This is a genomic window from Methylibium sp. Pch-M (assembly GCF_004136295.1).
Classification (GTDB): Bacteria; Pseudomonadota; Gammaproteobacteria; order Burkholderiales; family Burkholderiaceae_C; genus Methylibium; species Methylibium petroleiphilum.
Genome location: NZ_CP029606.1, coordinates 3427694 through 3452929, shown reverse-complemented (window position 1 = coordinate 3452929; position 25236 = coordinate 3427694). Strand labels below are relative to the sequence as shown.

The window sequence follows — 25236 nt, the reverse complement described above, 5'->3', positions numbered from 1 at the left end:
CCGATCAGGCCAGCGGCTGCACCTGCAGCCTGCCGCGAGCGTCGCCCAGTGTCTTGCCGAGCAGGCTGGCCGCAGCGTAGATGGCATCGATGGTCGGCGTGGGCGTGTCGGTGATGCGCCCCAACTCGACCACGCTGCCGACCAGCGCCTCCAGCTCGAGCGCACGGCCGTTTTCGACGTCCTGCAGCATCGAGGTCTTGTGTGCGCCCACCGCCTCGGCGCCGGCGATGCGCTTGTCGAGCGAGATCTTGAACTCCACGCCGAGCTTCTGGCCGACCGCCTGCGCCTCGCCCATCATGCGCGCGGCGAGCTCGCGCGACAGCGGAAAGCGGCAGATGTCCTGCAGCGTCGCGTGCGTCAGCGCGCTGATCGGGTTGAAGCTGAGGTTGCCCCACAGCTTGACCCAGATCTCGCCGCGGATGTCCTTGGACACCGGGCTCTTGAAGCCGGCACGGATCATGGCCTGCGACAGCGCCTCGATGCGCGGGCTGCGCGAGCCGTCGGGTTCGCCGAGCGTGAAGCGGTTGCCCTCGATCACCTTGACCACGCCCGGCGCCACCAGCTCCGCGGCCGGATAGACCACGCTGCCGATCACGCGCTCGGGCTCGATGTGCCGCGCCAGCAGGCCGTCCGGGTCGACGCTGCGCAGCGCCTGGCCGTCGTAGGGACCGCCGAGCTTGTGGAAGTACCACCACGGCACGCCGTTGATCATCGTGACGACCATGGTCTGCGGGCCGAACAGCTCGCGCAGCTCCGGCAGCAGGTCGCGCACCTGGTGCGCCTTCACGGTCAGCAGCACGGCGTCCTGCGGGCCGGCCTCGGCCATGCGTTGCACCGCCTTGGCGGTCGGCGCGTGCTGCTCGCTGCCGTCTTCCAGCTGCAGCCGGAAGCCGTTGGCGCGGATCGCCTCCAGATTGCGGTTGCGGGCGATGAAGGTCACGTCCTCGCCAGCGATCGCCAGCTTGGCGCCAAGATAGCCGCCGATCGCACCTGCACCGACGATCGCGATCTTCATGCCATGCCTTCCTTGCGTTCCCGGGCCTTGTAGTGATTCTTGGCAAGGCCCCACAGCGGCCACAGCAGCATCACGATCGCCAGGCCGGCGATGCTGCCGACCAGCGGATTGGACCAGAAGATGGCCAGGCTGCCCTGCGACAGCAGCATCGCCTGGCGGAAGCTCGCCTCGGCCATGTCGCCCAGCACCAGCGCCAGCACCATCGGCGCCAGCGGGTACTTGAGCTTCTTGAACAGGTAGCCCACCACGCCGAACACCAGCATCAGCCACACGTCGAACATCGAGCTGTGCACGGTGTAGGCGCCGATCGCGCAGATGACGATGATCACCGGCGCGATCACCGAGAACGGGATGCGCAGGATCGAGGCCCAGAACGGCACCGTGGTCAGCACCACCAGCAGGCCGACGATGTTGCCGAGGTACATGCTGGCGATCAGGCCCCAGACGAAGTCCTTCTGTTCGACGAACAGCATCGGCCCCGGCTGCAGGCCCCAGATCAGCAGGCCGCCCAGCAGCACCGCCGCGGTCGGCGAGCCCGGGATGCCGAGCGTGAGCATCGGCAGCAGCGCCGAGGTGCCGGCCGCGTGGGCCGCGGTCTCCGGCGCCACCACGCCCTCGATCTGGCCCTTGCCGAAGCTCGCGGGGTCCTTGGAGCTGCGCCGCGCGATGCCGTAGCTCATGAACGAGGCCGGCGTCGCACCGCCCGGCGTGATGCCCATCCAGCAGCCCACCACGGTGGAGCGCAGGAAGGTCAGCCAGTAGCGCGGCAGCCCGGCCCAGGTCTGCAGCACCACGCGCGGGTTGATCTTGGCGTTCTTGCCCTTGAAGGACAGGCCCTCCTCCATCGTCAGCAGGATCTCGCCGATGCCGAACAGGCCGATCACCGCGATCAGGAAGTCGAAGCCCTTGAGCAGCTCACTCACGCCGAAGGTCATGCGCAGCGTGCCGGTCACGCTGTCCAGGCCCACCGCGGCGAGTGCGAAGCCCAGCATCATCGCGGCGATCACCTTGGCCGGCGGCTCCTTGCTCATGCCGACGAAGCTGCAGAAGGTGAGCAGCTGCACCGCGAAGAACTCGGCCGGCCCGAACTTCAGCGCGAACTTGGCGAGCAGCGGCGCCAGGAAGGTGATCAGGATCACCGCGAACAGTGCCCCGACGAAGCTGGAGGTGAAGGCCGCCGTCAGCGCCTGCGCGGCGCGGCCCTGCTGCGCCATCGGGTAGCCGTCGAAGGTGGTCGCCACCGACCACGGCTCGCCGGGAATGTTGAACAGGATCGAGGTGATCGCCCCGCCGAACAGCGCACCCCAGTAGATGCAGCTCAGCATGATGATCGCCGAGGTGGGGTTCATGCTGAAGGTGAGCGGCAGCAGGATCGCGATGCCGTTGGCGCCGCCCAGCCCGGGCAGCACGCCGATCAGCACGCCCAGCGTGATGCCGATCAGCATGTACATCAGGTTCGGCAGCGTCAGCGCCACGCTGAAGCCATGCATCAGGTTGCCGATTTCTTCCATGATCTTCCAGCAGAGGGGTGGGCGGCGCGGCTCAGAGGCCGAGCCAGTGCTCGATCGGGCCCTTGGGCAGCGGCACCAGGAACCAGCGCTCGAAGACCAGGAAGAAGAACAGCGGCACGCCGACCGACACCGCCGCCGTGAGGGCCCAGCCGAACTTGCCGTGACGACGCATGAAATAGCCGATCAGCAGCAGCGATGCGACGTAGATGCCGAGCACGGCGATGCCGCCGACGTACACGCCCATCGGCAGCAGCACCGCGAGCACCATGCCGATCTGCGCGCGCTCGGCGAACACCTCGTTGCTGCGACGCCAGCCCAGCAGCGCCTTGATCAGCACGGTGGCGCTGGAAGCCAGCAACAGCAGGCCGATGTAGAACGGAAAGTAGCCCGACCGCGGGCCATCGTCGGCCCAGCCGATCCCCGCCCGCATGCTGTCGACGATCACCAGCACCGCCAGCGCCATCAGCACCGCGGCGACGATCAGCTCGGGCCAGCGCGAGCCGATCGCGTCGCTCGAAGTTTCAGAGTCCATAGCTCATCCCAGAAAAAAAGCACCGACCGCCGCGCCACGCCGCAATAACCGAGCAGCCGCCACGGGCCGGCTCCGCCGGCCCGTCAGCGGCGCCCCCTGGAGGGGGAGCGGCGCAGCCGCAACGGGGGTGGTCGTCCTACTGCGCGATGAAGCCCGCTTCCTTCATGAGGACGCGGTGCATCTGCTCGGTCTTGCCGAGCCAGTCGAAGAACTCGGAGCCGGTGAGTGCCGTCTGGTTGAAGGCCCCCTTGGCCATGAAGTCCTGCCATTCGGGCAGCGCGCGCAGCTTCTTGAAGAGATCGAGGTAGTAGTCCACCTGTTCCTGCGACACGCCGGGCGGCATGAAGATGCCGCGCAGCATCACGTACTCGACCGGCAGCCCGGCGGCCGGGCAGGTCGGCACGTCGGCCCACGACTGGGTGGCCGTGAGCTTGGTCTTGTAGGGCATCGGCTGCTTGTCGAACACGCACAGCGCGCGCAGCTTGCCGGCGCGCCAGTGCGACTCGGCCTCGATCGGGTTGTTGACGGTCGAGTCGACGTGCTTGCCGACCAGTTGCACCGCCACGTCGCCGCCGCCCTTGAACGGGATGTAGGTGATCTTCTTGCCGGCGGCCTTCTCCAGCAGCACGGTGATGATCTGGTCTTCCTGCTTGGAGCCGGTGCCGGCCATCTTCACGCTGCCGGGCGGCGCGGCCTTCACCGCGTCGAAGTAGGCCTTGGCCGTCTTGTACGGCGACTCCTCATTGACCCACAGCACGAACTGGTCGAGCGCCAGCATCTGCACCGGCGTCAGGTCGCGCCAGTTGAACGGCACGCCGGTGGCCAGCGGCGTGGTGAACAGGTTGGACAACGTGATGATGATCTTGTGCGGATCGCCCTTCGCCTCCTTGACGGCGAGGAAACCCTCCGCGCCGGCGCCGCCCGAGCGGTTGACCACGACGATCGGCTGCTTGGTCAGGTTGTTCTTCGCCGCCACGCCCTGGATGAAGCGCGCCATCTGGTCGGCACCGCCACCGGTACCGGCCGGCACGACGAACTCGATCGGCTTGGCGGGCTCCCACGCGGCCGCCAGCGGCGCGTGGCCGAGGCCGGCCAGCGCGGCCGTCGCGAGCGCAGTGCGCAGGAAGAGCTTCTTGACTGTCTGCATCATGTCTCCTTCGTGGTCGGCGGACGCCGGATTGATCATTCGAACCTCGTCATGGGGAGCCGCCCTGAACTGCCCCGCGGCACGATAAGGGCCTCCTTCCCCAAGAGGAATTCAGCTTTTGTTCTGGTTCTGTTCAGCAATCTTTTAATCGGCGCCGCCAGCCGATCAGCCCAGACCGAGCTTCTGCGCCAGCCCGATGCGCTGCAGCTTGCCGGTGGCACCCTTCGGGATCTCGTCCATGAACAGGATCTTCTTGGGCACCTTGTAGTCGGCGGCGCGCTTGGCGACGAAGTCCTGGATCTCGCGCTCGGTGGCGCTGGCACCCTCCTTGAGCACCACGACCGCGGCCACCTCCTCGCCCAGCTTCGGGTGCGGCATGCCGAAGCACACGCACTGGCCGACCGCCGGGTGGTCCATCAGGATCTCGTCCACCTCGCGCGGGCTGACCTTCTCGCCGCCGCGGTTGATGATCTCCTTCAGCCGGCCGGTCAGGCTGATGTAGCCGTCGGCGTCCTTGCTGCCCTGGTCGCCGGTGCGGAACCAGCCGTTCAGGAAACCTTCGGCATTGGCCTTGGGGTTGTTCTCGTAGCCGGCGGTGACGTTGGGGCCGCGGATCACGATCTCGCCGATCTGGCCGGCACCGAGCAGGCTGCCGTCCTCGCCCATGATCTCGACCTCCGGCCCGGCCGGCAGGCCCACCGCACCGGGCTTGCGCGCCAGCGGTGGCAGCGGGTTCGAGGCCATCTGGTGCGTGGCCTCGGTCATGCCGTAGGCCTCGATCAGGGGCGCCTTGAAGATCTCCTCGAGCTCCTTGATGACCTGCGGCGGCATCGACGACGACGACGAACGCAGGAAGCGCAGCGGGTTGCGTGCGATCACGTCGGCATTGCCCTTGGCGCGCTGCACGATCGCCTGGTGCATGGTCGGCACCGCCGTGTACCAGGTGGGCTTGGCCTCGTCCATCCAGGCGAAGAACTTCAGCGCGTTGAAGCCGGGTGTGCAGAACACCTGCGAGCCTGCCGACAGCGGCGCCAGCACGCCCGCGATCAGGCCGTGGATATGGAACAGCGGCATGATGTTCAGGCCGATGTCGCCGGCCGTGAACTGCAGCGTCTTTCTGATGTTGGCCGCCGACGCGCAGAGGTTGCCGACCGACAGCGGCACGATCTTCGGCCGCGAGGTGGTACCCGAGGTGTGCAGCACCATGCCCACATCGCCCGCCTCGCCGTAACCGCCCTGCGCGGCTGCGGGGGCGCCGCCACCGTCCCGCGCGGCCAGCCGGAAGCTGCCGGCCGGCGCACCGGGCTCGACGATCAGGTCGACGACCCGCACGCCGAGCTTCTGCGCCACGGCGATCGCCGGCGAGGCGCTGCCCTGCTCGACGATCAGCAGCTTCGCGTTCAGGTCCGACAGGTAGAACTCGAACTCGTCGGCGCGGTAGGCCGGGTTCAGCGGCGCGCTGGTGGTGCCCGAGGCACAGGCCATGTAGCAGGTGGCCATCTCGGGGCCGTTGTTCAGCACGATCGCGACGCGGTCGTTGCGGCCGGCGCCCAGCGCATTCAGGCTCGCCAGCGTGGCGTCGACCAGCGCGCGCAATTCACGGTAGGACAGCGCAGTGCGGCCCGGCGCGGAGATCGCGGGGGCAGCATCGGCGCCGTGGGCAAGCAGGTCTTTCAGCGAGGTTTGCATCGGTCTCTGAATGTTGAGGCGGCCTGCGGCCGCGGATCGTCGGGAGCTGGAGACAAATGTACGGAGGCCATCGCGCCGGCACATCCGGGCGCGCCCCATGCAGGGGCGTCGGGGCGCAGACCGCGGGTGGGTCACGTCGCCTGCGTCGCAGATCACGACGCGCGTGTTCAGCAGAGCTTGAACCGAGGGGTGCTCGGGCAATCTGCAACGAAGAACATGAACTGTCGTGTCAGACCGTTCTGAAAAGATTTATACCCCATGACGGCGAATCGACCAATCCTGCACAACCGCAGGGGCGCAACGCAATCGGCAAGCGCGAACACAAATGCGCCGGTGGCGACCGATAGGCGTCGGCGCCGCGCCCTCTCGCCTACTTGATGCCGCCGACCTTGAGCTGCGCCATCTCGTCGCAGTAGCGCTGGCTCATGTCGAGCCAGTGCTCGCGCGCGTCGCTCATGCGGTCGATCAGTTCGGACATGACGGTCCAGTTCATGTCGGCGCCGAGCGAGGCGGTTGTCTGGAGCAGGCGTTTGTACTCGGCGGCCACCGCCTCCCAGGCCTCGAAGGCCTGCAGGATGTCCTGCAAGTTCACGGGGGTCTCAGCGGCCATGGCGTCGCGTGTGGAGATTGATTGAGCGTGCCGAAGTATTGCCCAACTGCCCCGCAACGCGCCCGTGGTCGCGTGCCACGCGAAGGCTTGCGTTTGTCGGCGCGCCCCGCTAGCGTGCCTGCCATCGCAGCCCCAACCCACGGCCGGCAGGTCCGGTCCCGGAGAGACCCATGAAGCACCTTGCGCGCTACACCCTCTGCCTGTCGCCGCTCGCCTGCTCGACGGCCTTTGCACAAGTTGCGGAGGCCAAGGTGCTGCGGGATCTGGACGCCACCGGCCGGACCACGCTGACCCGCGAGGAACTCGTGCAACTGCTGCCCGGCGCCAACATGAGCCGCATTTCCGCCAAGGGCAACACCCACATCTGGAAGAACGAGAGTGGCGGCAGCTTCATCATCTCGTCGGACAACCGCGACCGCGGCGCGGTCGCCTCGACGGCAGCCGGCAAATGGAGCATCTCCGACGACGGCCGCTACTGTGTGCTGATCGAGTGGAAGACGATCGAGACCGAGGAGTGGTGCCGCTACATCGTGCGCTCAGGCGAGGACTACTACGCAACGAAGTCCGACAAGACCGGCACGGAACGGGTCCACAAGCTCTCGATCAAGCGCTAGCAACCCAGTCTGACAGCCGCCTCGAAGTCGCCCCGCTGCGTCGACACCAGGACGCTCCACTCACAGCTTCGACAACGCAAGACGGACCTCATGAACGCTGGCCGAGGTGACAGATGTCGAGCCCTGGGCAGGATCGGGGTCCGGCTCCCGGAGGTCGACGGAAGGCGCGGGTTTGCGCCTAGCAAGATCTGACAGGTGACGCGACGACGCGGGAAGCAGACACTGACGGCTCCCGATGCACGCGTCTCGGCGGTCTCGCCCGCGACTCGACGCGTCGGCGACAGGGAGGGCCGCCATGGATGCCTGTCTTGTTCCGTCTGCTGCAAAGCCCGGCGCCTGTCGCTGTGGTCGGCGCGCCTTCGTCAGACATTGCATGGCGACATGTCTGTGCGCATCCACCTTCCGGATCACCGCCGAGCCCCTGGAACAAGAGCCCCTGGAGGCCGGCCTGACGCGGGCAAGGCGCGAATTCGAGGCCTTGGTGCTTGCGGCACGTGCGCTGGATTTCGACCGACGCATTGCATTCATCAACGTCGAGGTCAATCAGCGGATCGAGTATGCGGCCGACCCGGAGTCGGTGCCCGGCGCGGACGTGTGGTCGACCCCCTGCGAAACCCTGGCCCGCGGCGCGGGCGACTGCGAAGACTTCGCGATCACGAAGTTCTTCCTGCTTCTGGCGAGCGGCTACCCCCAGCACGGCGTTCGGCTGCTGTACGCGCACTTCCGCCGGATCGACCTCCAGGCAGCGCCGGTGCCTCACATGGTGGCGCTTGCGCGGTGGCCGCTCGTCGATCCGCTCGTCATGGACTCCATCAACCCGCTGCTCATCGCACTGTCACGCCGCGACGACCTCCACCCCATTTTCAGTTTCGACCAATCGACCGTCTGGCAGCGGATCGATGCGGTGCCCATGTCGCCGGAGCGGCGCACGATCCGGCCGTGGCGCACGACGCTGGCGCGCACGGGGCAACAGTTGCACTGACTGCAGAGCGAAAAGCGGCTGATCGAAAAGAAGCGGCCCGTCCCAGTGGTCTTTCACTGGCACGGGCCGTTCAATTTGGTGGAGCCGGGGGGAATCGAACCCCCGTCCGCAAGCCATCCTCAGGTAGATCTACATGCTTAGCTGTCTGATTTGAGTCTCACGCCGCCGTCGCGCAGAAGCACGCTACGGACAACGCCAGTCACTGAGTCTCGTTGAACGCCGAGTGACCCGACGAGCAACCAGCCGATGTGCATGACGTCTCAGCCTTCCACCTTGCGGCTTGGGCCCGGCCCATCGGCCTGCCGTTGAGACGCTCACCGGTGTTTAAGCGGCGAGGGCGAAACGTTCGTCGTTCGCAGTTGGTTTGTTTCAGCTGGATTTACGAGCTCACTGATGCTCGGCATGCACCACTCCGATTCCGCACCCACGTCGAAACCAGGTCGGCCCCTGTGCGTGCATTGTAGGTGGAGGGTCGGCGGGCCGATTCAAGGGCCGCGCGCCAACCCTGCCGACATCATTTCAGGCCGAAGGCGACCCGGGCGGTCGCGCCCTTGTCGTCGATCCCTTCGGTGCCGAGCCTCGAGGCCGTCAGCAGCACCCTCTCGGGCGGCACCTTCCCGGTCAGGTAGGCCTTGACGCGGTCACCGCGCTGGTCGGCCAGGGCCTTCAACGCCGCCTCGCCGGCCGGTGCGCTGGCCAGCAGCAGGGCTTCCATCTCGGCCGGCGGCAGGCTCTTGGCCAGGCCGATGGCGTTGCGGGGCTTGGTCTTCAGGTCGGACGCCTTGTAGGCGGCCTCGAGCCAGCGGCCCCGTTCGTCGGGCTCGATCTTCACGCTCTCGGCCAGCTCGCCGGAGGATTTGGCCTTGGCCATGCGCAGCAGGCGGTCGACGTACTGGGCGCGGAGCGCGGCCTCGTCGACCGCCGGGTCAGCGCGGCCGGTGGCTTCGAGCTTGAGGGCCGGCCGGTCGGTCAGCGCCTTGACCAGCGTGTCCAGGCGTTGGCGGCTGGCGTCGCTGAGTTCGGTGGAGCCAGGGGCGAACTCCACATAGCCCAGCTCCTGCCCTCCACCGCCGAAGGCGCTGGCGAGCAGCGAGAACGGCGCGGTGATGGCCTTGGTGATCAGGTTGACGATGACCCGCACGACGATGCGACCGACCGAGAACTGGGGATCGTCGAGGCTGCCACTGATCGGCAGGTCGATGTCGATCACACCGTTGCGGTCCTTCAGCAGCGAGACGGCCAGCAGCACCGGCAGCTTCAGCGCGTCGGGGCTGTCGATCTTGTCGCCGAAGGTGAGCTGGTCGAGATAGACGTTGTTCTCGGCCTCGAGCTTGCCGTTCTCGATCTTGTAGTGGACCTTGACCGACAGGGTGCCCTTCTCGATGCCGTAGCCGGCATAGCGGCCGGAGTAGGCGGTGAGGCGGGTGATGTCGATGCCACGCGCGCTGGCCGTGATGTCGGTGGCCAAGCGCGGACCCAGCGGGTGCATGGTGCCGCCGATCTCCAGCGGCGCGGCGCCGTCGACCTTGCCGGAGATCTTCACGGTGGCCGGTTGCGGGCTGTCCCAGGCCAGCGCCGACACCTCGCCGCCGATGTCGGTGAGCTTGGCCGAGTAGTTGGGGCGGATGAAGTTGTCGGTGAAGTCGACCGTGCCGCCCGCCAGGCGGATCTCGCGCCAGCGCAGCTGCGGTGGCGGCGCGGCCGGCGCTGCGTCGGCCACCACGGGAGCGGATGCCGCAGCGGCAGGCGGCGCCGGTTCAGGTGGTGCGGCGGGTGCGGCACCGGACGCGGTCTCGGTGGTCAGCGAGCGCGGGGTGGCGTCGCCTGGGCGCTTGACGATCTCGGACAGGTTGATGCGGCCATCTGCGTTGACGATCACCCTGCCGTAGAAGTCGTCGAGCGTGACGTTGCCCAGATCGGCCTGGACCGCGGCGGGCCGCCATCCGACATCGGCCGCATCGAGCTGCAGGCCCTTGAAGCGCACGAACTCGGCCTGGTTGATCTGGTCGAGCAGGCGCAGTTCCCGCAGCGCCAGCCGGCCGCGCCAGCGCGCCAGCGACACGGTCTCCTGCGCCGTCCCGTCGACCTGCATTTCGCCTTGCGCGCTGACCTTCGCCGACACCAGCGCGACGTTCAACTGCGCCTCGACATACGGCTGAAGTGCACGCAGGTCGAGGGACTCGAGGTCGATCTTGCTGCGCAGCGCCAGCGGCTGCGGTCGCGCGGTGCCGCTGGCACGCAGCCGGCCACCGTGCTGCAGGGCCGTGGCCAACTCGAAGTTCAGCGGCTTGGTCAGGTCGCTGTCGAGCTGGCGCAGCTTGAGATCGGTGCGCGTGATGCCGAAGACCGCGACCGGCTTGACGCTGCGATCGCTGAGAGTGACGCGGCAGTTGCTGCAACTCAGTTCACCGACCTGCCAGCGCGGCGGCGGGGCCGACCGTTCCTGCGCGGCAGCCGGCGCCGAGACCGCCGGCTCGGCGGGCGGCGGCTGCCAGCCGATCACGCCCCGCTCGTTGCGAGCCGCCTCGAGGTCCAAGCCCTCCAGCTTCACGGCGGCAATGCGGGCCACGATCGGCTCGGCAGCGCCGGCACCGACCTGCAGCCCGTTCACGTCGAGCCGGGACAGGCGCAGCCGGTCCGTCGCCGTGTCTGGCTTGGCGAGCTTGCCAGCTGCCTTGCGCGCCGACGGCGGCGGAGGCACCGCGGCACCGACCGGCTGCAGTTCCAGTCCCGTGAGCTGCAGGGCGCCTTCGCTGACGGACCAGCTCGCCGGGCCGACCTCGGCGTGCGCCTGCAGCGCCACATCGGCCCCCAGCACGCGCACTGGAAGCAGCGTCTGCCACGGCGCGAGCCAAGCGGTGGGCTTGAAGCCGGCCACGTCGGCTTTCAGCCGGGCGCTGCGGGCCGCGACCGACAGCGTGCCATCGACCTGGACTTTGGCACCCTGCGCGTCGACCAGCGAAAGTGCCAGCGTGGCGGGCGGTGCATCGGGGCGGGCGTCAAGTCCGCCGACCGCCAGCGTGATGGGCGTCAGCGCCTGGCCCTGCGGCCAGGCCGGCTCGGTGAGCAACACGCGGCCTTCAGCCAGCTCGAGCGTGTCCACCCGCCATTGCCAGCCGTCGGCATCGCCAGCCGCGGCGGGCGCCGAGGCGGCCCCGCCCGCTGCGCTGGCGGCCGACGCGGCCGAGTCCGGCGCATCGGACAGCACCAGGCGGTCCTTGCCGGTGGGTGCCGGTGCCGCGGCCGCGAGGCGCGGCAGGTCGACCTCGAGCTGCGGCGCCTGCAGCCGGATCGCGCCCACGATGGCCTTGCGCTCGAGCGGCTGCAGGTCCAGCCCCTCGATCGCCAGACGTTCCACCGCGACCCGCGCGCCCTGCGCCGGAACCACCGCCTGCATCTGGGACAGCGTGGCGCCGCCAGCGATCCGCAACAGGGGCGCCGCCGGTGCGGGCCGCTGCTCGAAGCCGATCGCGAGCTGCAGGTCGAGCTGCCCGCGCAGGACATCGATCGGCAACGCCTGCGGCAGCAGTGGCGCAAACGCCTCCACCCAGCGCGGCACGTCGAGCTGCTGCCAGCTCACGTCGACGTGTGAGCGGCGCCCCTCGGCGAACGGCTGGGTCTTGCCCTGCAGCTGCAGGTGGCTGCCGTTGACCCGGGCGTCGAGCAGCGGTTCGACATCGATCGTCACCTGAGAAGGCAGATTCGAGACGAAGGGAACGCCGATCTGCAGCCCCTCCACGTGGTGCTCGCTGCGCGACACGCGGTCGACGATGTGGATGCGCCCGCCTTCGAGACGGATGTTGTTCAGCGCGAAGCGCGCCGGCTTGGCATCGGGCGGTGCCGGCGGCTGCTTCGCCAAGGCTTCGAGCATCGGCGTGATGTTGTAGCGCCCGATCGCCTGACGCTCCAGCTCGACCTGCGGCTCGCGCACCAGCACGCGTTCGAGCACCGGTGCGAGCCGCCACAACGACTCGATGGACAGGTCGGCGCGCAGCTCGGCGACGCGCAGCCACGGCGCCTCGCCCGGCCCGAGCCTCAGACCTGCGATCACCGCCTCCAGCCTCCATGGCGCCAGTTCGATGCGATCCAGAGCCAGTGGGGCGCCGAGCGCCTCGCTGGCCGCTGCCTCGATGCGTGGTTTCAGGAAGCCCGGCAACCAGGCGCCGATCAGCAGCGTCCACAGCAGAGCGAAGCTCGCCACGCCGCCCGCGGTCCACAACAGGGCGCGCGGCACGGCGCCACCCTGCCGAGAAGGGAACGGAGCTGGCGATCGTGTGCGGGAGGAAGTCATCGCTGACGCAGACGGGACGGTCGGGACGGCCGTGGCAGTGTGCTCGCGCGTGCCCTCGCGGGTCAACGCCACGCTTTCACTCAAAGGGGCGCAAGCAGTGGCAGCAGGTCGAGCGGCGTTGCGATCACCGCGTCGGCGCCCCAGGCATCGAGATCCGGCGTCGCTCCGAGGTAACCGTAGGCCGCAGCGATGGCGGGCATGCCGGCGGCGCGCGCCGCCTCCATGTCGCGCAGGTCATCGCCCACGTACACGGCCTCGTGCGGCGCAACCCCGAGCCGCCGGCAGGCTTCGAACAGCGGCGCCGGATGCGGTTTGGCATGCGGGGTGGTGTCACCCGAGATCACCACCGAGGTCAGGCGATCGAGCCCCAAGCCCGCCACCACCGGACCTGTGAAGCGGGTCGCCTTGTTCGTCACGATGCCCCAGGACAGGCCGCGCTGCGCAAGCGATGCAAGGCACCCGGCCACCCCCTCGAACAGCCGGGTGTCGCAGTCGAGCGCGGCCTCGTACTCCGACAGGAACTCGACGCGCGCCGTTTCGTAGTCGTCGTCGCCGGGATGCATGCCGAGTCCGGCGCCCAGCATGCCGCGTGCGCCGGCCGACGCGACCGGACGCAACTGCGATATCGGCAGCGCGGGCAGCCCGCGCCGTTCGCGCAGTCGGTTCAGGGCCCCGCCGAGGTCGGGTGCGGTGTCGGCGAGCGTGCCATCGAGGTCGAACAGCACGGCGCGCACGCTGAAGCGCGCACTCATGCTTTACGGCAGCCGAACAGATAGTTCACGCTGGTGTCGGCGCTGAGCCTGTAGCGGCGCGTGACCGGGTTGTATTCCATGCCGCGGGTCGCGCTCACGTCGAGATCGGCTTCGCGACACCAGCGTGCCAGTTCGCTCGGGCGGATGAAGCGCGCGTACTCGTGCGTGCCACGCGGCAGCAGCTTGAGCAGGTACTCCGCGCCGACGATCGCGAACAGGAAGGACTTGGGATTGCGGTTGAGCGTCGAGAAGAACACATGCCCCCCAGGCCGCACCAGCGCAGCACAGGCCCGCACGATCGACGAAGGGTCGGGCACGTGCTCGAGCATCTCCATGCAAGTGACGACGTCGTAGCGGCCCGGCTGCTCGGCGGCCAGCGCCTCGGCGGCGATCTCGCGGTACTGCACCGACGGCGTGGCCGCCTCCAGTGCGTGCAACTGCGCCACCTTCAGCGCCTTGCTCGACAGGTCGATCCCCAGCACCTCGGCGCCCTGGCGCGCCATCGCGTCGGACAGGATGCCTCCGCCGCAACCGACATCGAGCACGCGCTTGCCCTGGAGACCACCGGCCAGCCTGGCGAGCCACTCGAGCCGCAGCGGGTTGATCTGGTGCAGCGGCCGGAACTCGCTCTCCGGGTCCCACCAGCGGTGGGCCAGGTCGCCGAACTTCGCGAGCTCCTGGGGATCGGCGTTCATCGCCGGGGCATCGTTCATCGTCATGGGGAGATGGTAGGCGCAGGACATGGGGCGAGAAACAAAAAACCCCGCCGAGGCGGGGTTTCAAAGCGGGCCAGGCCAGCTTACTTCTTGGTACGCGTACCGACCACTTCGATTTCCGTGCGACGGTTCTTCGCGCGGCCATCGGCGGTCTTGTTGTCTGCCACCGGTTGCTTCTCGCCCTTGCCTTCGGTGTAGATGCGGTTCTTCTCGATGCCCTTGGACTCGAGATAGGCCTTGACGGCCTCCGAACGGCGCAGCGACAGCTTCTGGTTGTAGGCATCGGAGCCGACCGAGTCGGTGTGACCGACGGCGATCACGACTTCCAGGTTCAGACCGGCAATCTTGCTGGCCAGGTCGTCGAGCTTGCTCTTGGCTTCGGGCTTCAGGGTCGCCTTGTCGAAGTCGAAGAACGCGTCGGCGGCATAGGTCACCTTCTCGCTGACCGGCACCGGCACGACAGCCGGAGCAGGCGCCGGGGCCGGCGGGGCCACGGGCGCAGGAGCGGGGGCAGCGGCAACAGGAGCCGGCGGCGGGGCCTTCGGCGGCGCGCCGTCGCAGCGCTCGTCGGCGGTAGCGGGAGTCCAGAAATTGTCGCGCCAGCAGAGTTCGTTGGTGCCGTTCTTCCAGACGTTCCCGTCCACGTTCTTCCAGTTGTCGACCGTCTGGGCAAACGCGGTGGAAGCGGAGGTGGCGATCGCGGCAGTCGCGAAGAGCATTGCCACCTTGTTCAATTTATTCATGACTTTCCTCTCTCGGTAGGCCGTTAAACGGCAGACGTCCATGCGGATATATCGAGCGAAACTATCAAGCGCCCTATGAAAAGAGCACTTTAGGACCGACAAATCATTGTGCCATATGGCTTTGCAGCGACAAGGTTTCGGCCAGCTCCCGTGCCGCACCCGTGGCCGCTGTTGCGCTGCTGCGACAGCAAGCGGCAACTAGAATCATCGACTTCCCGCTACCCCTTGCAGCCGGCACCGAGCCCGATGCAAGCCCCGCGGCCCCTCACCGCGGACCACCTCCCGATCTCGCATGACCCAGTTCGCCAAGGAAACCCTGCCGATCAGCCTCGAAGAGGAGATGCGGCGCTCCTACCTCGACTACGCGATGAGCGTGATCGTCGGCCGAGCCCTGCCGGATGCGCGCGACGGCCTGAAGCCGGTGCACCGGCGCGTGCTGTTCGCGATGCACGAGTTGAACAACGACTGGAACCGGCCGTACAAGAAGTCGGCGCGCATCGTCGGCGACGTGATCGGTAAATACCACCCGCACGGCGACACCGCGGTCTACGACACCATCGTGCGCATGGCGCAGGATTTCTCGCTGCGCCACATGCTGGTCGACGGCCAGGGCAATTTCGGCTCGGTCGACGGCGACAACGCGGCGGCGATGCGCTACACCGAGATCCGCCTGTCGAAGATCGCCCACGAGATGCTGGCCGACCTGGACAAGGGCACGGTCGACTTCGGCCCCAACTACGACGGCTCCGAGAAGGAGCCGCTGGTGATGCCGACCCGCCTGCCCAACCTGCTGGTCAACGGCTCGGCCGGCATCGCGGTGGGCATGGCCACCAACATCCCGCCTCACAACCTGAACGAGACAGTCGATGCCTGCCTGCACCTGCTGAAGAACCCCGAAGCTTCGATCGACGAGCTGATGGAGATCATCCCGGCACCGGACTTCCCGACCGCCGGCATCATCTACGGCCTCAATGGCGTGCGCGAGGGCTACCGCACCGGCCGCGGCAAGGTGGTGATGCGCGCGAAGTGCCACTTCGAGGACATCGACAAGGGCGCGCGTCAGTCGATCATCGTCGACGAGATCCCGTACCAGGTGAACAAGAAGACGCTGCTCGAGCGCATGGCCGAGCTCGTCCACGAGAAGAAGCTGGAGGGTATCAGCCACATCCAGGACGAATCCGACAAGTCGGGCATGCGGGTCGTCATCGAGCTCAAGCGCGGTGAAGTGCCCGAAGTGGTGCTGAACAACCTGTACAAGCAGACCCAGCTGCAGGACAGTTTCGGCATCAACATGGTGGCGCTGGTGGACGGCCAGCCCAAGCTGTGCAACCTGCGCGATCTGGTGGAGGTGTTCCTCGAACACCGCCGCGAGGTGGTCACGCGGCGTACCGTGTTCGAGCTGCGCAAGGCACGCGAACGCGGCCACGTGCTCGAGGGCCTGGCGGTCGCGCTGGCGAACATCGACGAGTTCATCGAGATCATCAAGAACTCGCCCACGCCGCCGCTGGCCAAGCAGGGACTGATGGACAAGAGCTGGGATTCGTCGCTGGTGCGCGAGATGCTCGTCCGCGCAGCGTCCGACACCCCGGGCGGCCGCGACGCGTTCCGTCCTGAAGGACTGCCGGCGGCATACGGCATGCAGGCCGACGGGCTGTACCGGCTGTCCGACGATCAAGCCCAGGAGATCCTGCAGATGCGCCTGCAGCGCCTCACTGGCTTGGAGCAGGACAAGATCATCGGCGAGTACAAGGAGGTGATGGCGCACATCGCCGACCTGCTCGACATCTTGTCCAAGCCCGAGCGCGTGACCACCATCATCGGCGAGGAACTGGTGGCGGTGAAACAGGAGTTCGGCCAGACCAAGCTGGGCGCACGCCGCAGCGTGATCGAGCACAACGTGCAGGAGCTCGGCACCGAGGACCTGATCACGCCGACCGACATGGTGGTCACGCTGAGCCACACCGGCTACGTGAAGAGCCAGCCGCTGGCCGAGTACCGCGCGCAGCGCCGCGGCGGGCGCGGCAAGCAGGCCACGCAGACCAAGGACGACGACTGGATCGAGCAGCTCTTCATCGCCAACACGCACGACTGGATGCTGTGCTTCAGCAACCGGGGACGCGTCTACTGGCTCAAGGTCTGGGAGGTGCCGCAGGGCGGCCGCGCGGCGCGCGGCAAGCCCATCGTCAACATGTTCCCGTTGCAGCCCAACGAGAAGATCACGGTGGTGCTGCCGCTGACCGGCGAGTTCCGCACCTTCCCGTCGGATCACTACATCTTCATGTCCACCGCGCTCGGCACGGTGAAGAAGACCGCGCTCGACGAGTTCAGCAACCCGCGCAAGGCCGGCATCATCGCCGTCGACCTGGACGAAGGTGACCACCTCATCGGTGCGGCGCTGACCGACGGCAAGCACGACGTGATGCTGTTCTCCGACGGTGGCAAGGCGGTCCGCTTCGACGAGGACGACGTGCGCCCGATGGGCCGCAACGCGCGCGGCGTGCGCGGCATGGCGCTCGAACCCGGCCAGAACGTCATCGCGATGCTGGTGGCCGAGGACGAGTCGCAGAGCGTGCTCACCGCCACCGAGAACGGCTACGGCAAGCGCACCTCGATCACCGAGTACACCCGCCACGGCCGCGGCACCAAGGGCATGATCGCGATCCAGCAGACCGAGCGCAACGGCCGCGTCGTCGCCGCCACGCTGGTACGTCCGGAGGACGAGATCATGCTGATCACCGACCGGGGTGTGCTGGTTCGCACGCGCGTGAGCGAGATCCGCGAACTCGGCCGCGCGACCCAGGGCGTCACGCTGATCTCCCTCGACGACGGCTCGCAGCTCGGTGGCCTGCAGCGCATTGTCGAGAACGACGCCGGCAGCGATGCCGCCGACACCGACGAGACGCCGACGCCATGATGAAGATGCGTTCCCTGGCGACCGCCCTCGCGCTGTCGCTGACCTTCGGCGCCGGCGGCGCATTGGCCCAGGGCGCTGCCGCGCCAGCCACCGCAGCCCCGGCGGCATCCGCCAGCAGCCCGGCGAAACGCGACCTCGCGAAGCGCTGGGTGGCGCTGCAGCAGGACTCGCTGGATGCCGCGGCACGCAGCATCGTCGAGGCGCCTGCCCGGCAGTTGCTGGGCGCCGCCGATCCGGTGCTGCGCAGCAAGGTGCCGGCCGACAAGCGCGACGCCGTGGCGAAGCAGTTGCAGGACGAGGCGCGCAAGTACGCCGACGAACTCACGCCGGTGGTGCGCAAGCGCGCCCAGGAGCTGGCCCAGAGCCAGATGCTGGCGGCGGTGGAAGAGAAGTACACCGAGGACGAGCTGCGCCAGGTCGTCGGCTTCTACGAATCGCCGGTGTTCAAGAAGCTGCAGCAGACGCAGCCGCCGATCGAACAGGCGCTGGGCCAGAAGCTGCTCGCCGGCATCCAGCCGACCGTCGAGACCAAGGCCAAGGCCCTGCAGGCCACGATGGCGAAGATCCTCGGGGTCTCGCCCGCGCCGGTGGGCGGTGGCGCGAGCGCGCCGGCCGGTAGCGGCCTCAAGCCGTCCGCACCGAAGAGGCTGGGCGCCCCGTCCGCCGACAAGCCCTGATCGGCCGTGACACGCGCCTACAACTTTTCCGCCGGGCCGGCCACGCTGCCGGAACCGGTGCTGGCCCAGGCGGCCGCCGAGATGCTCGACTGGCGGGGCAGCGGCATGGGCGTCATGGAGATGAGCCACCGTGGCCGCGAGTTCGACGAGATCTTCGCGCGCACCGAGTTGCGGCTGCGCGAACTGCTCGCCGTCCCGGCCGAGTTCAAGATCCTCTTCATGCAGGGCGGCGCGATCGCCGAGAACGCGATCGTGCCGATGAACCTGTCCCGCGGCGGCGTGACCGACCATGTGGTGACCGGCCTCTGGTCGATCAAGACCCGGCAGGAGGCGCTGCGCTATGGCGAGGCGCACGTCGTCGCGAGCAACGAGGCCGACGGTGCCGCCAACCACACCACCCTGCCCGCTCCCACGACCTGGCGGTTCAGCGCGAACGCGAGCTACGTGCACGTGTGCAGCAACGAGACCATCAACGGCGTGGAGATGCACGAACTGCCCGACCTGCGGGCACTCGGGTGCGACGCGCCGCTGGTGATGGACTGCTCCTCGCACATCGGCTCGCGGCCCATCGAGTGGTCCCGCGTCGGACTGGCCTACGCCGGCGCGCAGAAGAACATCGGCCCATCCGGGCTGACGCTGGTGTTCGTGCGCGAGGACCTGCTCGGCCATGCGCTCCCCTTCTGCCCCAGCGCCTTCGACTATGCCGTCGTCGCCGCGAACGGCTCGATGTACAACACGCCGCCAACTTACTCCATCTACATCGCCGGCCTGGTATTCGAGTGGATGGCGACCCAGGGCGGCGTGGCGGCGCTCGAGCAGCGCAACATCGAAAAAGCGACGCTGTTGTACGACGCGATCGATGGCTCGGGCTTCTACGCCAACCGCGTCGCGCGCGAGGCCCGCTCGCGCATGAACGTCCCCTTCTTCCTGCCCGACGACCGGCTGTATGCCCCGTTCCTGGCGGGCGCCGAGGAGCGCCGCTTGCTGCAGCTCAAGGGGCACAAGAGCGTGGGCGGCCTGCGGGCCTCGATCTACAACGCCATGCCGCTGGCTGGAGTGCAGGCACTGGTGACCTACATGCGAGAATTTGCGCAACGCCATGGCTGATTCCGCCGCCTCTCCACTCGACCCCGCGCTGCTGGGCTTGCGCCAGCAGATCGATGCCGTCGACCGCGAGCTGCTGGCCCTGCTGAACCGACGCGCGTCGCTGGCGCAGGAAGTGGGCGGCATCAAAAAGCGCGAAGGCTCGGTGGTGTTCCGCCCCGAGCGCGAGGCCCAGGTGATCGACGGCCTGAAGGCTTCGAATCCCGGCCCGCTGCAGGCGGACAGCGTGGCGCCGATCTGGCGCGAAATCATGTCAGCCTGCCGCGCCCTCGAGACGCCGACGCGCGTGGCTTACCTTGGCCCGGCCGGCACCTTCAGTGAACTCGCGGCCCTGGGCTACTTCGGCAGCTCGATCGTGCGCGTGCCCTGCGCCAGCATCGATGAGGTGTTCCGTACCACCACTGCGGCCGCAGCCGACTTCGGCGTCGTCCCCGTCGAGAACTCGACCGAGGGCGTGGTGGCGCGGTCGCTGGACCTGCTGCTGACGACGCCGCTGTTCCTGATCGGCGAGACCAGCCTGTTCGTCCGCCACAACCTGCTGCGCCAGACCAACTCGCTGGCTGGCATCCAGGCCGTGTGCGCGCACCCCCAGGCGCTCGCGCAATGCCACGGCTGGCTCAGCTATCACCTGCCCGATGTCGAGCGCCGGCCGGTTGCCAGCAATGCCGAGGGGGCCCGGTTGGCTGCGCTCGACTCCAGCCTCGCCGCCGTGGCGAGCGAACGTGCCGGCAGCGAGTTCGGACTGCACGTCGTCGCGCCGGCCATCCAGGATGACCCGCACAACCGCACCCGCTTCGTGATCGTCACGCACCCCGATCGCCACCCGCAGCCCAAGGCCTCCGGCCACGACTGCACCAGCCTCGTGGTGTCGGTCAACAACCGGCCCGGCGCGGTGCACGACATGCTGGTGCCGCTGAAGCAGCACGGTGTGTCGATGACGCGCTTCGAGTCGCGCCCTGCCCGCAGCGCCGATCAGTGGGAGTACTACTTCTACATCGACCTGCAGGGCCACCCCGACGAGCCGGCCGTCGCTGCGGCGCTGGCCGAATTGCGCGCGGCCTGCTCCTTCTTCAAGCTGTTGGGCACCTACCCGCTCGACGTCCACTGACCCCGGCCACCCATGTTCAATCAACTCGGCGTGATCGGTTGTGGCCTGATGGGCGGCTCGTTCGCGTTGGCGCTCAAGCGCGCCGGCCTCGTGAAGCGCGTGGTCGGCTACAGCAAGTCGCCATCGACCACCGAGAAGGCCAGGCGCCTGGGGGTGATCGACACCGCGGCCGAATCGGCGCTGCTGGCCGTCTCGGGCTCCGACCTGGTGCTGCTGGCCGTGCCGGTGGCCGCCACCGAGGCCACCTTGAAGGCCATCCGCCACCTGGTAGAGCCCGGCGTGATGCTGATGGACGTGGGCAGCACCAAGCGCGACGTGGTCGACGCCGCCCGGCGGGTGCTGAAGGACAAGGTCGGCTGCTTCGTGCCGGCCCATCCGATCACCGGCAAGGAAGTCTCCGGCATCGAGAACGCCGACGCCCACCTCTACGCCAACCGGCAGGTCATCCTCACGCCGCTGGCGCAGACCGACGCGGTCCTGGTCCAGAAGGCCACCGACGTATGGGCCGCGATCGGCTGCCAGGTGCTCAAGATGAGCCCGGAGAACCACGACGCCGCATTCGCGGCCGTCAGCCACCTGCCGCACCTGCTGGCCTTCGCCTATTTCGCGTCGGTCGCCAAGCAGCCGGCCGGGCGCGACTTCCTGTCGCTGGCGGGCCCGGGCTTCCGCGACTTCACGCGTATCGCCGCCAGCGACCCGGTCATGTGGCGCGACGTGCTGATGAGCAACCGCGAGGAGATCCTGAAGCAGTCGCAGCGCTTTCGCCACACGCTCGACGCGCTCGAGCACGTGATGAAGCTCGGCAACAGCGAGGCCCTCGAAGACCTGATCCGCAACGCCTCGGAAATGCGCGCCGGCTGGCAGATGAGCAGCCCGAAGCCGGGCGGCAGCCGCTGAGCGTGGTGACGCCGCGCGCCTACCTCGACCTTCCCCCGCTCCAGGCTGCGGGGGGCACGGTAAGGCTGCCCGGTTCCAAGAGCATCTCCAACCGCGTGCTGCTGCTCGCCGGCCTGTGTGCCGGCCGCACCCACGTGCTCGACCTGCTGGACTCCGACGACACCCGGGTCATGCTCGATGCGCTGCGCGCGCTCGGCTGCGACATCGAGACCGACGGCGCGGCGCGGGTCGTCACCGGCCTCGGCGGGCGGCTCGCGGTGCGCGAGGCCCAGTTGTTCCTCGGCAACGCCGGCACCGCGATGCGGCCGCTGGCCGCGGCACTGGCGCTGCTGGCGGCCGATCAGGGGGGACGTTTCGAACTCAGCGGTGTGCCGCGCATGCACGAGCGGCCAATCGGCGACCTGATCGATGCGCTGCGGCCCCTGGGCTGCACGATCACCTGCCTGGCCACCGAAGGCTATCCGCCCCTGCGGCTGGAGCGCGGCACGCTGAAGCTGGACGCGCCGATCCACGTGCGCGGCGACGTCTCCAGCCAGTTCCTGACCGCCCTGCTGATGGCACTGCCGCTGGTCGCGGCACGCCAGGCGATCACGATCGAGGTCGATGGCGAACTGATCTCCAAGCCCTACATCGAGATCACGCTGGCGCTGCTGGTGCGCTTCGGCATTTCGGTGCAGCGTGAAGGCTGGCAACGCTTCGTCATCCCGCAGGGCAGCGCCTACCGGTCTCCGGGCGAGATCGCGGTCGAGGGCGATGCCTCGTCGGCCTCGTACTTCATCGCGGCCGGGGCCATCGCCGCCGCTGACACGCCCTTGCGCATCGAAGGGGTCGGCTCGGCGTCGATCCAGGGCGACATCCGCTTCGTCGAAGCGGCCCGTGCGATGGGCGCCGACATCACCGAGGAAGCGAACGCCCTCGTGGTACGCCGCGGCGCCTGGCCGCTGACGGCGATCACGCTCGACTGCAACCACATCCCCGATGCCGCGATGACGCTGGCGGCGATGGCCTTGTATGCCACTGGCACCACGCGGCTGACCAACATCGCGAGCTGGCGGGTCAAGGAGACCGACCGCATCGCCGCCATGGCCATCGAACTCCGCAAGTTCGGCGCCACGGTGCTGGAAGGCGCCGACTTCATCGAGGTCACGCCGCCGGCGCGCTGGCAGGCCGCGGCGATCCACACCTACGACGACCACCGCATGGCGATGTGCGCCTCGCTGGCGGCCTTCAATCCGCTGGCCGGCGGCGACGTGCCGGTGCGCATCCTGGACCCGCGCTGCGTCAACAAGACCTTCCCGGCCTATTTCGACGCCCTGTTCGGCGTGACCCGTGCCCGGCCCGACCGTGTCCCGGTCCTGACCGTCGACGGCCCGACCGCGTCGGGCAAGGGCACGCTCGGCAGCGCGCTCGCCGAGCGGCTGGGTTACCACCACCTCGACTCCGGCGCCCTCTACCGCGCCACTGCCCTGGCCGCGCTGCGACGCGGCGTACCGGCGAGCGACGAGGCCGCCGTCGCGGCGATCGCGCGCACGCTGCCGCTGCGCTTCGAGAACCAGCAGACGCTGCTGGCCGGCGAGGATGTCAGCGACGAGCTCCGCCACGAGGCGGTCGGTAGCCTGGCCTCGCAGATCGCAGCCCTGCCCGCCGTGCGCCAGGCGCTGGTGGAGTTGCAGCTCGCCTTCCGCCGCCTGCCCGGCCTGGTGGCCGATGGGCGGGACATGGGCACCGTGATCTTCCCCGGCGCGGCGCTCAAGGTGTTCCTCACCGCCAACAGCGAACAGCGCGCCAGCCGGCGGCATAAGCAGTTGATTTCAAAGGGAATTTCAGCTAATATCGAAAGTCTTCGGGCCGACTTGGAGGCACGTGACGCTCGCGACCAGCATCGCAGCGTGGCGCCCTTGAAGCCGGCCGAGGATGCCCGGTTGCTCGACAACTCGGCCCTGTCCGTCGAAACCTCGGTGGACCAGGTGCTGGATTGGTGGGACGCCGTGCAGCCCTTCGGTTCTCGCGCCACTCACGAGGATTGACGGGCGCCCCAGGTCCGCGGCTTCCCCTCAGCACTGCAAGGTGCGCTGAAGCGGCGGTTCTTTCAACCTAACCCGCCACGCAAGTGGCAAATCGCCGGAACGCCGGCTTCAGGAAACCCCAATGAGTCAAACCGCAACTGCCTCGTCGCAAGGCATGGAATCGTTCGCCGCCCTGTTCGAGGAGTCGCTCAAGCGCTCCGACATGCGCGCCGGCGAGGTGATCACTGCCGAGGTGGTCCGCATCGAGCACAGCTTCGTGGTCGTCAATGCCGGCCTCAAGAGCGAAGCCTATGTGGCGATCGAAGAATTCAAGAACGACCAGGGCGAGCTCGAAGTCCAGGTCGGCGACTTCGTCTCCGTCGCGATCGACGCGATCGAGAACGGCTACGGCGACACCATCCTGTCGCGCGACAAGGCCAAGCGCCTGGCCTCGTGGATGTCGCTCGAGACCTCGCTCGAGTCCGGCGACTTCGTGACCGGCACCGTCAACGGCAAGGTCAAGGGCGGCCTGACCGTGCTGGTCAACGGCATCCGCGCCTTCCTCCCCGGCTCCCTGCTCGACACGCGTCCCGTCAAGGACATGACGCCGTTCGAAGGCAAGACCATGGAGTTCAAGGTCATCAAGCTCGACCGCAAGCGCAACAACGTCGTGCTGTCGCGCCGCGCCGTGGTCGAGGCCTCGATGGGTGAAGAGCGCGCCAAGCTGCTCGGCACGCTGCGCGAAGGCGCCTTCGTCAACGGCGTGGTCAAGAACATCACCGAATATGGTGCGTTCGTCGACCTCGGCGGCATCGACGGCCTGCTGCACATCACCGACATGGCCTGGCGCCGCGTGCGCCACCCGAGCGAGGTGGTCACGGTCGGTCAGGAACTGACCGCCAAGGTGCTGAAGTTCGACGCCGAGAAGAACCGCGTCTCGCTGGGCCTCAAGCAGATGGGCGACGACCCGTGGGTCGGCGTCTCGCGCCGCTACCCGACCGGCACCCGCCTGTTCGGCAAGATCACCAACATCGCCGACTACGGCGCGTTCGTCGAGATCGAGCCCGGCATCGAAGGTCTGGTGCACGTCTCGGAGATGGACTGGACCAACAAGAACATCGCCCCGTCCAAGCTCGTCACGCTGGGCGAAGAGGTCGAGGTCATGGTGCTCGAGATCGACGAGGACAAGCGCCGCATCAGCCTGGGCATGAAGCAGTGCAAGGCCAACCCGTGGGACGAATTCGCGCAGAACCACAAGCGCGGCGACAAGCTCAAGGGCCCGGTCAAGTCGATCACCGACTTCGGCGTGTTCGTCGGCCTGGCTGCCGGCATCGACGGCCTGGTGCACCTGTCCGACCTGTCCTGGCACGAGCCGGGCGAGGCCGCCGTGCGCAACTACAAGAAGGGCCAGGAAGTCGAGGCCCTCGTGCTGGCAATCGACGTCGAGCGCGAGCGCATCTCGCTGGGCATCAAGCAGCTCGACGGTGATCCGTTCGCGACCTTCACCACACTCAACGACCGTGGTGCAACGGTGACGGGCAAGGTCAAGACGGTCGACGCGCGCGGCGCCGAGATCCAGCTGACCGACGACGTGACCGGCTACCTGCGCGCCAGCGAAATCTCCCGCGACCGTGTGGAAGACGCCCGCAACGTGCTGAAGGAAGGCGACGAAGTCACGGCGCTGATCATCAACGTCGACCGCAAGACGCGTTCGATCCAGCTGTCGATCAAGGCCAAGGACAACGTCGACAACCAGGAAGCGATGCAGCGCCTGGCCCAGACGTCCGAACGCGAGAACGCCGGCACCACGAGCCTCGGCGCCCTGCTGAAGGCCAAGCTGGACCAGAACAACTCCTGAGTCCCGCCGAGGCTGGAGACCCCGCGGGGTTTCCAGCCTGCGCGCATGCCCTTGCCCCCGAGGGCATGCG

19 protein-coding genes and 1 other RNA gene are annotated in these 25236 nt (G+C 68.2%); 9 read left to right on the top strand and 11 right to left on the bottom strand.

Features of this window, described 5'->3' with window-relative positions; genetic code table 11:
- Positions 1-4 precede the first annotated feature (4 nt).
- From C1M51_RS16630 to C1M51_RS16605, 6 genes are all read right to left on the bottom strand, one after another.
- On the bottom strand, positions 5-1015 hold the full coding sequence (locus C1M51_RS16630; protein ID WP_129451533.1) for a 2-dehydropantoate 2-reductase: 1011 nt from the start codon (positions 1013-1015) through the stop codon (positions 5-7).
- Positions 1012-2526 carry a tripartite tricarboxylate transporter permease gene (locus C1M51_RS16625; protein ID WP_129451531.1) on the bottom strand — a complete coding sequence of 505 codons (1515 nt, stop codon included), beginning with the start codon at positions 2524-2526 and terminating at the stop codon, positions 1012-1014. The genes C1M51_RS16630 and C1M51_RS16625 overlap by 4 nt, the downstream gene beginning before the upstream one ends.
- Before the next feature lie 31 nt (positions 2527-2557).
- Entirely contained in the window at positions 2558-3058 is a 501-nt protein-coding gene (locus C1M51_RS16620) for a tripartite tricarboxylate transporter TctB family protein (protein ID WP_129451529.1), read from the bottom strand.
- 136 nt (positions 3059-3194) lie between these two features.
- Complete coding sequence (locus C1M51_RS16615) at positions 3195-4205, bottom strand: tripartite tricarboxylate transporter substrate binding protein (protein ID WP_129451527.1); 1011 nt, start codon at positions 4203-4205, stop codon at positions 3195-3197.
- Positions 4206-4370: 165 nt separating this feature from the next.
- Positions 4371-5894, bottom strand: a complete 1524-nt coding sequence (locus tag C1M51_RS16610; protein ID WP_129451525.1) for an acyl--CoA ligase — start codon at positions 5892-5894, stop codon at positions 4371-4373.
- Positions 5895-6264: 370 nt separating this feature from the next.
- Positions 6265-6486, bottom strand: a complete 222-nt coding sequence (locus tag C1M51_RS16605) for a hypothetical protein (protein WP_165349710.1) — start codon at positions 6484-6486, stop codon at positions 6265-6267.
- A 188-nt stretch (positions 6487-6674) separates the two neighbouring features.
- Between C1M51_RS16605 and C1M51_RS16600 the strand changes: the two genes are divergently transcribed.
- Both C1M51_RS16600 and C1M51_RS16595 read left to right on the top strand, forming a co-directional pair.
- Positions 6675-7118, top strand: coding sequence for a DUF995 domain-containing protein (locus tag C1M51_RS16600; protein ID WP_129451521.1), 444 nt, complete (start codon positions 6675-6677; stop codon positions 7116-7118).
- Between the two features lie 295 nt (positions 7119-7413).
- Complete coding sequence (locus C1M51_RS16595; RefSeq protein WP_165349709.1) at positions 7414-8100, top strand: transglutaminase-like cysteine peptidase; 687 nt, start codon at positions 7414-7416, stop codon at positions 8098-8100.
- Between the two features lie 76 nt (positions 8101-8176).
- Here the strand turns inward: C1M51_RS16595 and ssrA are convergent.
- From ssrA to ompA, 5 genes are all read right to left on the bottom strand, one after another.
- Positions 8177-8548: a transfer-messenger RNA gene (gene ssrA / locus C1M51_RS16590) on the bottom strand.
- A gap of 66 nt (positions 8549-8614) precedes the next feature.
- Positions 8615-12334: a DUF748 domain-containing protein gene (locus C1M51_RS16585; RefSeq protein WP_165349708.1), complete on the bottom strand. Its 3720-nt coding sequence runs from the start codon at positions 12332-12334 to the stop codon at positions 8615-8617.
- A gap of 137 nt (positions 12335-12471) precedes the next feature.
- Entirely contained in the window at positions 12472-13143 is a 672-nt protein-coding gene (locus C1M51_RS16580; protein ID WP_129451515.1) for an HAD-IA family hydrolase, read from the bottom strand.
- On the bottom strand, positions 13140-13856 hold the full coding sequence (gene ubiG / locus C1M51_RS16575; protein WP_129452239.1) for a bifunctional 2-polyprenyl-6-hydroxyphenol methylase/3-demethylubiquinol 3-O-methyltransferase UbiG: 717 nt from the start codon (positions 13854-13856) through the stop codon (positions 13140-13142). Before ubiG ends, C1M51_RS16580 begins: the two co-directional genes overlap by 4 nt.
- Before the next feature lie 86 nt (positions 13857-13942).
- Positions 13943-14602, bottom strand: coding sequence for an outer membrane protein OmpA (gene ompA, locus C1M51_RS16570; protein ID WP_011829830.1), 660 nt, complete (start codon positions 14600-14602; stop codon positions 13943-13945).
- A 292-nt stretch (positions 14603-14894) separates the two neighbouring features.
- Here ompA and gyrA point away from each other — a divergent pair, with 292 nt between their 5' ends.
- From gyrA to rpsA, 7 genes are all read left to right on the top strand, one after another.
- Complete coding sequence (gene gyrA / locus C1M51_RS16565; RefSeq protein WP_129451513.1) at positions 14895-17516, top strand: DNA gyrase subunit A; 2622 nt, start codon at positions 14895-14897, stop codon at positions 17514-17516.
- Positions 17516-18193, top strand: coding sequence for a DUF2059 domain-containing protein (locus C1M51_RS16560; RefSeq protein ID WP_165349707.1), 678 nt, complete (start codon positions 17516-17518; stop codon positions 18191-18193). Before gyrA ends, C1M51_RS16560 begins: the two co-directional genes overlap by 1 nt.
- Positions 18194-18199: 6 nt before the next feature.
- Positions 18200-19300, top strand: coding sequence for a 3-phosphoserine/phosphohydroxythreonine transaminase (serC, locus tag C1M51_RS16555; RefSeq protein ID WP_129451510.1), 1101 nt, complete (start codon positions 18200-18202; stop codon positions 19298-19300).
- Positions 19293-20405 (top strand): prephenate dehydratase, encoded by a 1113-nt coding sequence (gene pheA, locus C1M51_RS16550; RefSeq protein WP_129451508.1) that lies wholly within the window; start codon positions 19293-19295, stop codon positions 20403-20405. The genes serC and pheA overlap by 8 nt, the downstream gene beginning before the upstream one ends.
- 12 nt (positions 20406-20417) lie before the next feature.
- On the top strand, positions 20418-21302 hold the full coding sequence (locus C1M51_RS16545) for a prephenate dehydrogenase/arogenate dehydrogenase family protein (RefSeq protein ID WP_129451506.1): 885 nt from the start codon (positions 20418-20420) through the stop codon (positions 21300-21302).
- 2 nt (positions 21303-21304) lie between these two features.
- On the top strand, positions 21305-23329 hold the full coding sequence (locus C1M51_RS16540) for a bifunctional 3-phosphoshikimate 1-carboxyvinyltransferase/cytidylate kinase (RefSeq protein ID WP_129451504.1): 2025 nt from the start codon (positions 21305-21307) through the stop codon (positions 23327-23329).
- Between the two features lie 154 nt (positions 23330-23483).
- Positions 23484-25166: a 30S ribosomal protein S1 gene (gene rpsA, locus C1M51_RS16535; protein ID WP_036232617.1), complete on the top strand. Its 1683-nt coding sequence runs from the start codon at positions 23484-23486 to the stop codon at positions 25164-25166.
- The last annotated feature ends 70 nt before the right edge of the window (positions 25167-25236 follow it).